The organism is Geodermatophilus sp. URMC 60 (assembly GCF_053502585.1).
Window position 1 is genome coordinate 2,329,315 of the sequence record NZ_CP199958.1, and the last position, 13,455, is coordinate 2,342,769.

The 13,455-nt window shown below is 71.0% G+C and carries 14 protein-coding genes and 1 tRNA gene; 5 read left to right on the plus strand and 10 right to left on the minus strand.

What is annotated here, in order from left to right; translation table 11 throughout:
• Positions 1-283 precede the first annotated feature (283 nt).
• Complete coding sequence (locus ACWIX3_RS11215; protein ID WP_448612149.1) at positions 284-1,396, minus strand: transglutaminase-like domain-containing protein; 1,113 nt, start codon at positions 1,394-1,396, stop codon at positions 284-286.
• 544 nt (positions 1,397-1,940) lie between these two features.
• Positions 1,941-2,201, minus strand: a complete 261-nt coding sequence (locus ACWIX3_RS11220) for a hypothetical protein (RefSeq protein WP_448612150.1) — start codon at positions 2,199-2,201, stop codon at positions 1,941-1,943.
• A 376-nt stretch (positions 2,202-2,577) separates the two neighbouring features.
• On the opposite strand from ACWIX3_RS11220, the gene ACWIX3_RS11225 reads away from it, so the two are divergent.
• Positions 2,578-3,666, plus strand: coding sequence for a tyrosine-type recombinase/integrase (locus ACWIX3_RS11225; RefSeq protein WP_448612151.1), 1,089 nt, complete (start codon positions 2,578-2,580; stop codon positions 3,664-3,666).
• 68 nt (positions 3,667-3,734) lie between these two features.
• On the opposite strand, the gene ACWIX3_RS11230 is transcribed toward ACWIX3_RS11225, so the two are convergent.
• Positions 3,735-3,807 (minus strand) — tRNA-Arg (locus tag ACWIX3_RS11230).
• Between the two features lie 242 nt (positions 3,808-4,049).
• On the opposite strand from ACWIX3_RS11230, the gene ACWIX3_RS11235 reads away from it, so the two are divergent.
• The 3 genes from ACWIX3_RS11235 (at position 4,050) to ACWIX3_RS11245 (ending at position 6,994) form a co-directional block, all read left to right on the plus strand.
• On the plus strand, positions 4,050-4,559 hold the full coding sequence (locus tag ACWIX3_RS11235; protein WP_448612152.1) for a single-stranded DNA-binding protein: 510 nt from the start codon (positions 4,050-4,052) through the stop codon (positions 4,557-4,559).
• A gap of 101 nt (positions 4,560-4,660) precedes the next feature.
• A complete protein-coding gene (gene ettA / locus ACWIX3_RS11240) occupies positions 4,661-6,331 on the plus strand; it encodes an energy-dependent translational throttle protein EttA (protein WP_448612153.1) in 1,671 nt (556 codons plus the stop codon).
• 246 nt (positions 6,332-6,577) lie between these two features.
• The gene (locus ACWIX3_RS11245) at positions 6,578-6,994 is read left to right on the plus strand and encodes an acyl-CoA thioesterase (protein WP_448612154.1); all 417 of its coding nucleotides are present in this window, start codon (positions 6,578-6,580) and stop codon (positions 6,992-6,994) included.
• Positions 6,995-7,004: 10 nt separating this feature from the next.
• On the opposite strand, the gene ACWIX3_RS11250 is transcribed toward ACWIX3_RS11245, so the two are convergent.
• From ACWIX3_RS11250 to ACWIX3_RS11275, 6 genes are all read right to left on the minus strand, one after another.
• Entirely contained in the window at positions 7,005-7,754 is a 750-nt protein-coding gene (locus tag ACWIX3_RS11250) for an MBL fold metallo-hydrolase (protein ID WP_448612155.1), read from the minus strand.
• A gap of 84 nt (positions 7,755-7,838) precedes the next feature.
• Positions 7,839-8,279: a YccF domain-containing protein gene (locus ACWIX3_RS11255; RefSeq protein ID WP_448612156.1), complete on the minus strand. Its 441-nt coding sequence runs from the start codon at positions 8,277-8,279 to the stop codon at positions 7,839-7,841.
• Between the two features lie 64 nt (positions 8,280-8,343).
• Positions 8,344-8,880 carry an MOSC domain-containing protein gene (locus ACWIX3_RS11260; protein ID WP_448612157.1) on the minus strand — a complete coding sequence of 179 codons (537 nt, stop codon included), beginning with the start codon at positions 8,878-8,880 and terminating at the stop codon, positions 8,344-8,346.
• On the minus strand, positions 8,880-9,521 hold the full coding sequence (locus tag ACWIX3_RS11265) for an energy-coupling factor transporter transmembrane component T family protein (protein ID WP_448612158.1): 642 nt from the start codon (positions 9,519-9,521) through the stop codon (positions 8,880-8,882). The genes ACWIX3_RS11260 and ACWIX3_RS11265 overlap by 1 nt, the downstream gene beginning before the upstream one ends.
• Positions 9,518-10,258: an energy-coupling factor ABC transporter ATP-binding protein gene (locus ACWIX3_RS11270; protein ID WP_448612159.1), complete on the minus strand. Its 741-nt coding sequence runs from the start codon at positions 10,256-10,258 to the stop codon at positions 9,518-9,520. Before ACWIX3_RS11270 ends, ACWIX3_RS11265 begins: the two co-directional genes overlap by 4 nt.
• Complete coding sequence (locus ACWIX3_RS11275; protein ID WP_448612160.1) at positions 10,255-10,818, minus strand: biotin transporter BioY; 564 nt, start codon at positions 10,816-10,818, stop codon at positions 10,255-10,257. The genes ACWIX3_RS11270 and ACWIX3_RS11275 overlap by 4 nt, the downstream gene beginning before the upstream one ends.
• Positions 10,819-11,378: 560 nt before the next feature.
• Between ACWIX3_RS11275 and ACWIX3_RS11280 the strand changes: the two genes are divergently transcribed.
• Positions 11,379-11,747: a hypothetical protein gene (locus ACWIX3_RS11280; RefSeq protein ID WP_448612161.1), complete on the plus strand. Its 369-nt coding sequence runs from the start codon at positions 11,379-11,381 to the stop codon at positions 11,745-11,747.
• Between the two features lie 165 nt (positions 11,748-11,912).
• Here ACWIX3_RS11280 and ACWIX3_RS11285 read toward each other — a convergent pair whose 3' ends face one another.
• Positions 11,913-13,448 carry an ATP-binding cassette domain-containing protein gene (locus tag ACWIX3_RS11285; protein WP_448612162.1) on the minus strand — a complete coding sequence of 512 codons (1,536 nt, stop codon included), beginning with the start codon at positions 13,446-13,448 and terminating at the stop codon, positions 11,913-11,915.
• Between the last annotated feature and the right edge of the window lie 7 nt (positions 13,449-13,455).

Below are 13,455 nucleotides of genomic sequence, written 5' to 3' on the forward strand. Positions count from 1 at the left end.
TAAGTATGCGTCTCGGCCGGTCGATCAGCCAGCATTCTCCGAAGGTCCTCGAGGCTCTCAATCTCACGCACAATCTTCTCCCCTCCGCGCAGCGCGCCAGGCGGTCTTGCCATGCTGCGCATGCAGCTAGTGTTCGTACGCCAGGGTCAGGGTGTTTCACAAGCGAATCTAGGCCGACAACTGCCCTACAATCTTGATGCTTGAGTTTCCGGCGCTACTCCCTTCGCTGACCATCACAATTTGAGGACCGCATCCCCCGGGTCCGCTTCAGGCGCATGGGGCATCAATAGCTGTATCCGGCACGAGCATTTCCCGGGTAAGACGGGTTGATGAGAAAGTCCACGTAGGGATGGAACTTCTGGTCGCCGAGGATGTCCGGGAGTCCCCATGCATCACCGCTGTACCGAGAGTCGAGGGGATAACTTGCGTCCATCACCGTCACCTGCGTCATTCCTGCGTTTCGGTACCTGGCCCGGTAGTCAAAAGCTCCCCAGAGCGCGTCCATATGCCGCCAAGTCGGACTTGTTGGCGACCCATCATCGAGCCACTCGACCACGCCATGAGCCTCCGCTTTGCTCGTACCTGGATTGAGCCATACGAGCCACTTGATCACGGCAGGGATGCCTAGGGCTCGGAGCATGGTTACCTGAACAACAGCCCATTCATCGCAGATGCCGCTCCAGTTGTTCTGGCGGATGGCAAGGTTGTCCGACCATGTGAACTCACTGATCCCAAAGATGGCGCCATTATACGTCATGACTTGCCCGATGCTCGCGAAGATCTCGAAAGCACGATCAAATGTTGAGGTCGCCGGCCCCACGATCTGTAGTGCCGTGTCTCGCCATTCTAATAGGTGGTGGCACTCGTTGGACTCAAGCCAGTCGGGACCCGCGGCGCCAATGGGTCGCTCCGTGCTCCTTAATGTCGAGGCTTGTCTCACTCCGACACTCTTGACCGCCTGAGACGAGTCGACATGGAATGTTTCAATGTTTCCCTCCCTCTCTATCTCTACCACCCAGAAGACAGCACCTCGGTCTGCACTGAAGTCGACCATCGGCCTTGCCGAGTGAACTTTCGCGTCTGCCGCACCAAGCTCGCGCCGTGTGGCCGCGATTGCCCCAGTAGGACCTAAGCCTTGTGCTACGAGATCGAATGCGACCGAATCAGACACGGTGCTTTCGAATGTTCGCAGATCCCGGTTCAGCGATCGGTGGAGTCGAGCGGCAAAAGCGTGCAAGCCATCGAGCGATTGCACTACGACTGTCGCATCGCCCTCGTCCGACGCCTTCGTTTCATGCCAGACTTGTGCGCCATTGGCGCTGAACCAGGACAGGAAGTTGTCGTCGCTTGCCAGCGCAGGGTAGCGCCCTCGAAGATGCGTAGAGTGTGAGAACATGAGATTTTCTCCGTCTTGTGATCGGGATCCGTGACATAGTCCTGCAGACGCCGACGTCCTGAGCGAGAGCGCACCCAGCGTGCGGGGCCAGCGTCACGAAAGCGTCACCGGAGTGTCACGGGCATCGCGTCGCTACTAGTCGTTGATGTCCGTTGCACTCCTCGTTGCTTCCTAAGCTGACGCCCCACTTTGTCCCCGGCTGGCCTCGCCGCGTCGCTGCAGGATGTAGGACCGCGTGTTACAGCTGAAGCTGATCAGCGACCAATTAGGGGAGCTGGTCGGGGCGCTAATCTCGCCCCATCCTCCGGCGGTTGCTCCGGCGCACCGGGATTCCCCGCACCCCGATCGGAACGTCTTTGCGGGCATCGCGTGCGCGGTCTCGTCCGGGAACGGCTGAGTTAAGAGCTCGTTCAAGATGACCGCGGTTGGCGATAGAAGACGAGGACGTCGGCCAGTGCGGCAACTCAAGGTGAAAATTGACGCGGTGCCCATAGCGAGTCGGCAGCCGCTTCAAGAAGACGCTGCGGAGGTAAGGCTTCAGGTTTTATTCCGTCCTGACGGGGGCAGCAGCTGTGATGGGGCGGGCCAGCCGCAGCTGGGTGTAGGCGGCGAGGATGAGCCAGGTCCAGCGGTCGGCCTGCTCGGGGGTGCGGATCCGCGGGGTGGTCCAGCCCAGAGCCTGCTTGCAGAAGCGGAAGGTGTGCTTGAGGTCGAAGCGGCCAATGTAGGCCCGCCAGGAGAAGTTGAGGTCCGGCGTGCCGGCGCCAGCCCCTCCATAGGCACAGCGTCTTGACCGCCCGTCCACGTCGGCCGGGCAGGTGCTTGACCTGCACCCCGGATCACCGTCCGGCCACGATCGGCGGCGGCTCACAGTTGGTCCAGCGGCCGCGGCCGGCCAGCCTGCGATGCAGCCCTGTCCGGCCCCTCACCTGCACCCGGCCGTACTGCTCATCGTCGACCTGCAGGGTCCTGAGAGGGTGATAGGGCGTCCGCCGTCGACGAGTTGTGGCAGCGTGTGTAATCCCTTGCGCGTGGGTCGACGTGGGCTTGAGCTTGGCGAGCGGGGCCAGATCGACGTCTCGCCTCAGCGCAGGGACGATCAAGGCAAGTGGAAGCGGGCGCCGTCTGGCCGCAGTGCCGAGCGGTGGCGGGCGCGGTGCTACTTCCGTCGGTTCGACGGGGTGAACGACGAGCGGTCGAGAGTCGCGCCGTCGAAGGGTGAAGCAGTTGCGGCGGTGGAGGCTGCCGTCACGGAGGCCCTGAACGCCGTGGGGGATGTGCCCATGACGGCAGGCATGCCGTTCGTGGCTGCCGGCGAGCTGTGGTTGGTGGGGATCCGGCGTACCGACTCCGGGCTGAGTCCCCGGACTGTGGACGACTATGGGCGGACGTTCGTCAGGTACATCGACAAGCCGGGGTCGTCGGTGCGCGGGCTCACCTTGGCCGAGGCGAACAACACTCAGCGCCTCCGAGCCTTCCTGCAGACCGTGGCCGACACGCACGGCACCGGGGCCGCAAAGATCACCCGCTCCGTTCTCCTGGGGATCCTGAACTTGGCCGTGGACAACGGCACGCTGACCGCGAACGCGCTGCGCCAAGTCCGGGCGGTGAAGGCGCAGACGGTCAAGCCGACTCCGGAGGGCCGCGAGCCCCGCGACACCACGCGAGCTTTCACCCGGGAGGAGCGAACGGCGCTGGTCGAGTACGCGGACAAGCTCGCCGCTGCTGAGAACGTCCTCCCGCAAACCACCCGAAAGCGGCAGGCGGTGGCCGATCTCGCTGCCTTCATGGCCTTTACGGGCGTGCGCATCACCGAGGCTCGGTCGCTGCGATGGGACGACGTCCAGTTGCCTCCGGTCAATGCCGACGTGGCGGCAGGTGTGCTGATCCGCGGCACCAAGTCGAAGACCTCACGTCGTCGGCTGCCTCTGCCTAACACCCTCGCCTCCCGTCTGCTCCGACGAGCGGAGCGGACGGGAGCGACCGGCTTTGTGTTCGCCTCGCCGCACCTGAACGACACCGAACGGGTCTGGGACCAATCCAACTGTGCGAAGGCCCTCGCCGACCTGTTCGCCGACGCCGGGGTGTCCTGGGCGACCCCGCACACCTTTCGCCGGACGGTTGCCTCCCTACTGCACGAGGCTGGCGTCCCCCTAGTGCAGATCGCCGACCAGCTCGGGCACGCGGACCCAGCGATGACCGCTCGGGTCTATCTGGGGCGCGACCTCATGGGAGACCGTCAAGCGGTCGCTGACGTCCTTGATGGGTAACAATTTCGGTATCGACCTCAGGTCGCGCTGACTCAGCCTGCCATCACCCCAGGCCAACGCTAGCTATGCGCGCCCGGCAGGGATCGAACCTGCGACCGACCGCTTAGAAGGCGGCTGCTCTATCCGCTGAGCTACGGGCGCTCGGGCTCCGATCATCGCACCCCGGCGGGGGCGGGCAGGTCGGCGTGTGGGGACGGGCGTCGTCATGCGCGGCAGTCGAGCCGCAGGTCCGGACGATCCCGCCCTGCCCGTCCACAGCCGCCGACCCCGTCCACAGATGGCGGCGGGCGGTCCCGCCGAGTCCGGCCGCGCCGCAGGGTCCTCGGTGCGCCGGCACCGCGCCGGTCCCCGCCGGATGAGGCGGACAGCCCTTGAGGAGCACCGTGAACGACACCCACGTCACCGTCGTCGGCAACGTCGTCGACTCGCCCCGCCGCGTCAGCCTGGAGAACGGCGCGGTCACCAACTTCCGCTTGGCCTCGACCGCACGGCGCTTCGACGCCCAGACCCAGCAGTTCATCGACGCCGGCACCTTCTGGGTCGACGTCGAGTGCTGGAACGAGCTGTCCGGCAACGTGTCGGGCAGCGTGAGCAAGGGCGACCCGGTCATCGTCCAGGGCACGCTCACGACGCACAGCTGGGAGGGCGAGAACGGGCGGCGCAGCACGCCGCGCATCCGGGCCGCCGCCGTCGGCCACAACCTCGCCCGCGGTCTCGGCGTCTTCAAGCGCAGCCGGCCGGTCCGCGCGGCCGAGCCGGTGCCGTCGGCTCCCGTCGGCGACTTCCCCGGCGTAGCCGAGGAGTTGGTGCGCGGCCGGGACTACGAGGACGGTCCCGAGACGTTGCACTCGGTGGACACCGCCGACCTCACCACGGAGCCCGCGCACAACTGAGCGCCCGGGCTGGGAGGATCGGAGGGGAGAACGCACGGGGGCGGGCCGGCACCGGCCGGCCCGCCCGCCACTCGCGAACCGACGGAAGGCCTCGAAGCCCAGTGGCTCAGTACATCTACACGATGGTGCGTGCGCGCAAGGCGCACGGCGACAAGGTGATCCTGGACGACGTCACCCTGTCGTTCCTGCCCGGCGCCAAGATCGGCGTCGTCGGCCCGAACGGGGCCGGCAAGTCGACCGTCCTCCAGATCATGGCCGGCATGCAGCAGCCCTCGAACGGCGACGTGATGCTGGCACCGGATGCCACGGTCGGCATCCTGCTGCAGGAGCCCCCGCTCAACGAGGAGCTCGACGTCCGCGGCAACGTGGAGGAGGCGGTCAAGCCCCTGCGCGATGCGCTGACCCGCTTCGAGGAGGTCAGCGCGGCGATGGGGGAGCCCGACGCCGACTTCGACGCGCTGCTCGCCGAGCAGGGCGAGCTCATGGAGATCATCGAGAACGCCGACGGCTGGGAGCTCGACGCGCGCATCGAGCAGGCCATGGACGCGCTGCGCTGCCCGCCCGGCGACGCCGACGTCACCGTTCTCTCCGGTGGTGAGCGCCGCCGCGTCGCGCTGTGCAAGCTGCTGCTCGAGGCGCCGGACCTGCTGCTGCTCGACGAGCCGACCAACCACCTCGACGCCGAGAGCGTCGCCTGGTTGGAGCAGCACCTGGAGAAGTACGCCGGCACCGTCGTGGCCGTCACCCACGACCGGTACTTCCTCGACAACGTCGCCCAGTGGATTCTCGAGCTCGACCGCGGCCGGGCCTACCCCTACGAGGGCAACTACTCCACCTACCTCGAGACCAAGGCCACCCGGCTCAAGGTCGAGGGCGCCAAGGACGCCAAGCGGCAGAAGCGCCTCAAGGAGGAGCTGGAGTGGGTCCGCTCCGGCGCCAAGGCCCGGCAGGCCAAGAGCAAGGCCCGTCTGCAGCGCTACGAGGAGATGGCCGCCGAGGCGGACAAGTACCGCAAGCTGGACTTCGAGGAGATTCAGATCCCGCCGGGCCCGCGGCTGGGCAGCGTGGTCGTCGAGACGAACGACCTCACCAAGGGCTTCGGCGAGCGGCTGCTGATCGACGACCTGTCGTTCACCCTGCCTCGCAACGGCATCGTCGGGGTCGTCGGCCCCAACGGCGCCGGCAAGACCACGCTGTTCAAGATGCTGGTCGGCGAGGAGAAGCCGGACGACGGCGAGATCAAGGTCGGCGAGACCGTCAAGGTCTCCTACGTCGAGCAGAACCGCGCCGGGATCGACCCCAAGAAGACCCTCTGGGAGGTCGTCTCCGACGGGCTGGACCACATCCAGGTGGGCAACGTCGAGATGCCCTCGCGGGCCTACGTCGCCGCGTTCGGGTTCAAGGGCCCGGACCAGCAGAAGCCGGCCGGCGTGCTGTCCGGTGGTGAGCGCAACCGCCTCAACCTCGCGTTGACCCTCAAGCAGGGCGGCAACCTGCTGCTGCTCGACGAGCCGACGAACGACCTGGACGTCGAGACGCTGAGCAGCCTGGAGAACGCGCTGCTGGAGTTCCCGGGCTGCGCCGTCGTGGTCAGCCACGACCGCTGGTTCCTCGACCGCGTGGCGACGCACATCCTCGCCTACGAGGGCGACTCCAAGTGGTTCTGGTTCGAGGGGAACTTCGCCGACTACGAGAAGAACAAGGTCGAGCGGCTCGGCGCCGAGGCGGCCCGTCCGCACCGGGCGACCTACCGGAAGCTCGCCCGCGACTGACGGACGACCACCCTTCCCCCCACGCCTCGCACGCTCGGCGGGGCCCTGAAGGGTGGCCGTCCTCCGCACCCCCAGCGAGCTCGGGGTGGGACCCGGGGACGGGGCGCTGCGGCGCCCTGCAGCGGGGCCCTTCCGGCACCTCACCGGCGGCCGGCCGGAGCACCCGCTCCGGCCGGCCGTCGTCGTCCGCGCCACAGCCCTCGGGCGGCGGGCCGCCGTCCGAGGGCATGCGGCAGGGTGTCGGTCGTGAGGCACACCGTGCAGGTCCCCATGCGCTGGTCGGACATGGACGCCTACGGCCACGTCAACAACGTGGTCTTCCTGGCCTACTTCGAGATGGCCCGAGTCGACCTGTTCTTCGACCGCGCCTCGCTGGAGGAGCAGACCGGCCTCCGGCAGGGCACCGTCGTCGCCGCGCACGACGTCCAGTACAAGCTGCCCGTCGTCTACTCGCGCGACCCGCTCGACGTGCAGATCTGGGTGTCGGGCATCCGGGCCGCGGCCTTCACCTGCCACTACGAGCTGTTCGACCACGGGCGCCGGGCGGTCACCGGCAGCACCCTGCTGGTGCCCTTCGACTTCGCCATCGACCGGCCCCGCCGGCTCACCCCCAGCGAGAAGACCTTCCTCGCCCGCTACACCGACGAGCAGCCCGCAGCCTGAGCCCGACCCCTCACCCGCCGCCCGGGGCGACCGGACCGTGGAGGCGTGCCCCCTCGGTGGCCAACCGCTGGTCGTAGGCGTTCCCGAGGTCGGCCAGGGCCTGCGCGCAGTCCCCGGCGAACGCCGGGCCGTGCATCAGCCCGAGCGTCGCCGGCCGCAGCTCGGCCAGCGCCCGGATCGTCGGCCCCGTCGCCGGTGTCAGGCAGGTCGCCCGGAACAGGTCCTCGGCCTGCAGCGCCGGGCCGGTGATCTCCTGTTCGGTGATCGCCGGGCCGGCGCCCACGGCCGTGAACAGGTCACCGCACAAGAGGGTGCCCGTGGTCTCCTCGTACACCAGCCCGGCGTCCCAGCCGTGCGGGACGTGCGGTGTCTCGATGCGCCGGATCCTGCGCCCGCCGAGGTCGATCACCTCGCCGTCCTGGAGCGGACGCGGCGGCCGGTCCGCCAGGTCGGCGACGGACACCGCGCACCCCAGTGCGCCGTGCGCCACCTCGGCCCGCGGCGCAGCCGCCAGCCACAGGTTCATGGCGCCGCACTCGTCGGCCTCGACGTGGCCGAACGTGATCCAGCGCAGGCTCGCCACGGGGACGACGCGCGCGACCGCCGCTGACACCAGGGGGAACAACGCCCGGGGCCCGCTGTGGAACAACAAGGGCTCGTCGGCGGCGACGAGGAACTGGTTGAAGACGATGCCCGCATCGGCGACGTAGGTCGACAACCGGTAGACGTCAGGGGCGATCTCGGTGACCTGAGTCTCCATGGAGGGCTCCTCGAGGATGGTCCGGAGCCGGGGAGTGTCCTCCCGTGCGAGTCGACCGGACCACACCTCCGCGCGTCGGTCGGCTCAGCGGACCGGCGCGCCGTGCGCCACGGCACCGCCGGCGTGCATCCAGTCCCGCGGCGGGGCGGTCTCCACGACGCGCTTGCCCAGCGGGAACAGGCCCACCGCGGCCAGCTTGAACGAGGCCACCCCGAACGGGATGCCGATGACCGTCAGGCAGAAGCCGATGCCGGCCACGACGTGGACCAGCGCCAACCACCACCCGGCGACGAGGAACCACACCAGGTTGCCCACCGCCGAGGCCACGCCGGCACCCGGCGCGCGCACCGTCGTCCGGCCGAAGGGCCACACGACGAAGCCGGCCAGGCGGAAGGCGGCGATCCCGAAGGGGATGGTGACCACCAGCAGGCAGGCGATCAGCCCGGCCAGCGCGTAGGCGATGGCCAGCATCCAGCCGTGCAACACCAGCCACACCAGGTTGAGCAGCGTCCGCAGTCCGTCCACATCCGTTCGACGGACCTGGGAACGCCTCGGTTCCCCGACGCTCGTGCGGATCCCCGGCAGGTGGTCAGCCGTCGACGATCCGCGGCACCGGGCGGCCGGCCCCGGTGGGCGCGCCCCGTCGCGCGGCCTCCTCCTCGGACACCGGCCGCACCGCGGACCCCTCCGCGATCGTCGCCGCGGAGAAGACCGCCGCGTTGATGCCACCGCGGTGCACCATCGCCTTGACCAGCCGGGCGCCGGTCAGCCGCTCCAGGTGCGTGCACGGCGGGCAGCGCTTCACCCCGAACAGCAGCGCGTCCCCGACGGCGAACCAGCGGCCCACCAGCGAGGGCAGGTCGATGCCCGTGGTCACCAGGTTCCGGCGGGTGTCGCCCGGCGTCAGCGGCACGCCCACCTCGGCGGCGACCGCGGCGACGTCCGCGGCGTCGATGAGCGTCAGCTGCTTCTCCAGGTCGGGGTACTGCGCCCACGTGCCGCCGCCCAGCGCGTAGCGGTCGCCCTCGAGCCCGCGCCCTGCCAGCAGCCGTGCCGAGGGGACCCGCCGCATCGGCGCGGCCGCCTCGGACGTCAGCCAGATCCCGGTCACCACGCCGCCGTCCATCACGCCCTCCTCGGCCGGCGCGCCGGCACGTCGTCCGCCCCCCGCGCGTCCAGCGCCTCGCTGACGTCGTGGGCCATCTGCAGCAGCTGCACCAGCAGCGGGGCGACCGTCGTCCGCAGCGCCCGCACCCCCCGGGGCGCGCCGCCGCGGGCCGCCTGCGCGGCGCGGATCCGGTCGGCCCGCTCGATCAGCACCGGGATGAACCGCAGCGCCATCGCGATCAGCAGGCCCACCCGCTCCGGCCGCCCGCCCACCAGGCGCAACGGCGCGCAGAGCCGCTCGACCACCGCCACCATCTCGGTCACCCGCGTCGTCGCCGTCACCACGGCCGCGGCCAGCACCAGGGTGACCAGCCGGAGCACGGTGTGCGCACCGGTGGTCACGCCGGTGGTCAGCGCGTGCACGACGAAGAGGGCGAGCAGGATCCACCGCAGCGCCCACACCTGCCGGGTCAGCACGGCGATCGGCAGCCGGGCCACGCCCAGCCCCACGAGCAGCGTGCCGGCCAGGGCGGCGCCGGCCACCGTGAGCGTCGGCCGGGCGAACAGCAGGACGGCGAGCGCGGCCAGGCACAGCAGCTTCACCCCCGCCGGTAGCCGGTGCACCGGGCTGGTCACCGGTACGTACAGCGCGAGGGTCACCGGTGCTCCATGAGGGCGCGGTAGGCGGCCACGGCCGGACCGGGGGGGGCGTCCTCGACGACCCGGCCGCCGTCGACCACCAGCACCCGGTCGAAGCCGTCGAGCAGGTCCAGCTGGTGGGTGACCACGACGACCTGCTGCTCCAGCCCGGCGATCAGCTCCGCGACACGGCGGGCGTTCACCAGGTCCAGCAGGGTCGTCGGCTCGTCGAAGACGATCCGGGCCGGCCGCATGACCAGCACCCCGGCGATGGCGAGCAGCTGCTTCTGGCCGCCGGAGAGCAGGTGCGCGGGGTGGTCGGCGTGCCCGGTCAGCCCGTACCGGTCCAGCACCTCGGCGACCCGGGCCGCCCGCTCGTCGGGGGGCACACCCTGGTTCTCCAGCCCGTAGGCGACGTCCTCGGCGACCGTCGGGTGCACGATCTGCGCGTCGGGGTCCTGGAAGACGAACCCGACCCGGCGGCGCACCGCGCGCACCTGCGTGCGGGTGTCCAGCCCGTCGACCAGCACCTGCCCGTCGGTGGGCACCACCAGGCCGTTGAGCAGCCGTGCGAAGGTGCTCTTGCCCGACCCGTTGGCGCCCACGACGCCGACGCGCTGCTCGGTCAACCGCAGGTCGATGCCCCCGAGCACCACCCGGTCGCCGTACCGGTGCCCGACCCCGCGGAGCTCGATGCCACGGCCGGGGTCGGCGACGTCGGCGTCCGCGGTCGCGGCAGCGGAACGGCGGAACCTCACCGGGTGCCGGCGGTCCGGCGGGGACGCTCGATGACCGGGTAGCTGCGCCGCACGACGTCGGCGATCGCCGCGGCGATGACGGCCTTGACCAGGTCGCCGGGGAGGAACGGGACGGCACCGCCCGCGAGCGCCTGGCCCCAGGTCAGCCCGCCGACGGCCTTGAGCACCGGCACGCCGACGGCGTAGATGACGACGATGCCGCCCACGACGTTGATCAGCGTGCCGCGCAGGACGTTGTAGCGGTCCCAGGCCCGCTCGGTCAGCCAGCCGATGACGAACGCCGCCACCGGCCAGCTGTAGAGGTAGCCGGCCGAGGTCCCGACGAAGGGCGCCAGGCCGCCGGCACCACTGGCCAGCAGCGGCAGCCCCAGGGCCACCAGGACGAGGAACAGCAGGACGGCGAGGAAGCCGCGGCGCGCCCCCAGGACGGCGCCGGCCAGCATCACGCCGAGCGTCTGGGCGGTGATCGGCACCGGGCCGACGGGGATGGCAGGGATCGCCCCGAGCACGGCGATGACCGCCGCGAAGAGGGCGACGTAGGCGAGGTCCCTGGTCTTCACGGCAGTCTCCTCCCGGGCGCGACGGGCCGCGCAGCTCCCGGCGGAAGGTACCCGAGGACGACGGGCCACCGGGCGGCGCGGGTGGGGGAGCGGCTCCCGGAGGTCCCCCCTCTCCGGTGGCCGTCGGTGCCTGCGCGCTCACCTGCAGAGACGCCTGCCGGTTTGCCGGGCCTACCGGGGACGTGTTGTCTGGAGTTCCTGAGCCCCTCGGCGAAGGCGGAACCAGAGGCATGGCAACCGGGTGGTGGGCGTCGCTGTGGTCGTGGGGACGCCCCGCGGCCCACGAGCTCCCCGCGGAGCGTCCGCAGGACCCGGACCGGGAGCCCGACACGGGGCATCACCGGCCCGTGCGGACGGTGCCGCCCGAAGCGCCTCCCGTCGTCGACGGGACGGCTGCGCACCGCGCTCCGGCCGGTGCGACGCGCGCCTCGGCGGCACCGCCGCCCGGGGACACCGCGCACCCCCAGGCGTCCGGTCCGTCCGGTCGATCCGGGTCGCACCCCGACCCGGACCGCAGCACCCCGCTGCGTCTTCCCCTCGAGAGGACAGGAGTCCCATCCGTGGCCCAGCTCGACAACGTCATCGCCGACCTGCTCGCGATCGACGGCGCCAACGGCGCCGCGATCGTCGACATCGACAGCGGGATGGCCCTCGCGGCCGGCGGCACCCCCGGGTTCGACCTCAACGTCGCGGCCGCCGGGAACTCGAACGTGGTGCGCGCGAAGCTGCGCACCATCCAGGACCTCGAGCTGAAGGACGAGATCGAGGACGTCCTCATCACGCTGCGGAACCAGTACCACCTGATCAACGTGCTCAAGGGTCAGGGGAACGCGGGCCTGTTCATCTACCTGGTGCTCAACCGCGTGACCGCCAACCTGGCGCTGGCCCGCCACAAGCTCCGGGCCGTCGCGGCCACCGTCGCCGTCTGAGAGAGGACCCACCTGCCCCCGCCGTGGAAGGACCCCGTCCTCCTCACCCCCTCGCATGCCCGGGGTGAGCCTCGGGACGGGGCCAGCGGCGGGACCCTGCAGGAGGGCCGAGGACGGCGCCCGGCCCGGACGGGGCCGGGCGCCGTCCCGCCAGGTCGGTCTCCCTCAGGCCGCGGTGGCGGCCTCGACGATCCGGTCGCGCACCGCGTCCACGGCCAGCTCGCGGGTGTCGATCCAGCGGGCCACGCGGCCGCCGGCCACGATGCCCACCCGGTCGCAGCACTCGGCCAGCTCGTCGGGGTCCACCGAGACCACGACGACCGACGTCCCGTGCGCCGTGGCCTCGTCGAGCAGCCGGCGCACCTGCTGGCGGGCCCGGACGTCGAGCCCGCGGGTGGGCTCGTGCAGCACGACGACGTCCTGCGCCGACGCCATCCAGCGGGCCAGTGCGAGCTTGTGCTGGTCGCCGCCGGACAGGGCGCCGAAGACGGTGCGGATGCTCAGCGTCTTGACGTCGAGCCGGTGCACGGTCTCGATGACGCCGCGCAGCGAGGCGATCTCACTGCGGACGTCGGTCAGCGCGCCCCACGGCTCCCGGGTGAGCGTCCGGGCGATCGTCTCGCCCGGGTCGACCCCGTAGGCGTCGTCATCCGGGCGGTACGCGGGCAGCCGCAGCGCCGCCCCGTCCGCCGACGCGCGCAGTGACCGCGGCTCGCCGTGGAGCACCAGCTCGTCGCTGAGCGCTGGCAGCTCCCCGGTCAGGGCGCCGGCGATCTCCTGCACCCCTGAGGAGCGGTGCCCGGTCAGCCCGACCACCTCGCCCTGGCGCAGCAGCAGGTCGACCCCCTCGACCCGGCCGGGCACCCGCAGGTTGCGCACGCGCAGCGCCACGTCCTCACCGGAGGAGGCCGGCCACGTCGAGGCCCGCGCCGGGACGTCGTCCTGCCCGGACCGCGCCGAGGCGGAGGCCACCCGGGGCGCCGGCAGCGACACCGGCTCGCCCACGGTCTCCGCGGCCAGCCGCACCGGGTCCAGGGCCTCCGCCGGGCTGTCCAGGGCGATCACGCCGTCGCGCAGCACCAGCACGCGGTCGACCAGCTCGAGCATCTCGGGCAGCCGGTGGCTGATGTAGAGGACGCCGCGGCCCTGCCGGCTCAGGCGGCCGGCGACTGCGTGCAGCCGGGTGACCTCCACGGGCAGCAGCGCCGCCGACACCTCGTCGAGCACGACGAGCCGGGTGTCCTCGGCGAGCACCCGCGCGGTCTCCACCAGGCCGTACACGAAGTGCGGCAGGTCGCCGACGAGGGCGTCCGGGTCGACGTCCAGGGTGACCTCGGAGAGCAGCGCCCGCGCCGGCTCGCGCAGCTCCGCCTGCGGGCGTCCGGCCTGCGCCGTGCCGCGGAAGACCGCCTGCGCGACGGTGAGCTTGGGGTCGATCCGGACGAGCTGCTCGACCACCCCGACGCCGAGGTGGCGGGCGTCGTCCGCCGACAGCGGCGCGTACGGGTGGCCCTGCAGGGTCATCACCCCCGCGTCGGCCGCGGTGATGCCGGCGATGACGTCACCCAGGGTCGACTTGCCGGCGCCGTTGCTGCCGACGAGCCCGACGATCTCGCCCTCGGCGACGCCGAAGGAGACGTCGCGCAGGACGCGCCGGGCTCCGAAGGACTTCCTCAGCCCCTCGACCTCCAGCAGCGCCATGGGCGGG

Bases quoted from the DNA above. Each gene is read 5' to 3' on its own strand.
- ACWIX3_RS11215 (WP_448612149.1), bottom strand. From the start codon at position 1,396: ATGTTCTCACACTCTACGCATCTTCGAGGGCGCTACCCTGCGCTGGCA.
- ACWIX3_RS11250 (WP_448612155.1), bottom strand. From the start codon at position 7,754: ATGGAGACTCAGGTCACCGAGATCGCCCCTGACGTCTACCGGTTGTCG.
- ACWIX3_RS11260 (WP_448612157.1), bottom strand. From the start codon at position 8,880: ATGGACGGCGGCGTGGTGACCGGGATCTGGCTGACGTCCGAGGCGGCC.
- ACWIX3_RS11285 (WP_448612162.1), bottom strand. From the start codon at position 13,448: ATGGCGCTGCTGGAGGTCGAGGGGCTGAGGAAGTCCTTCGGAGCCCGG.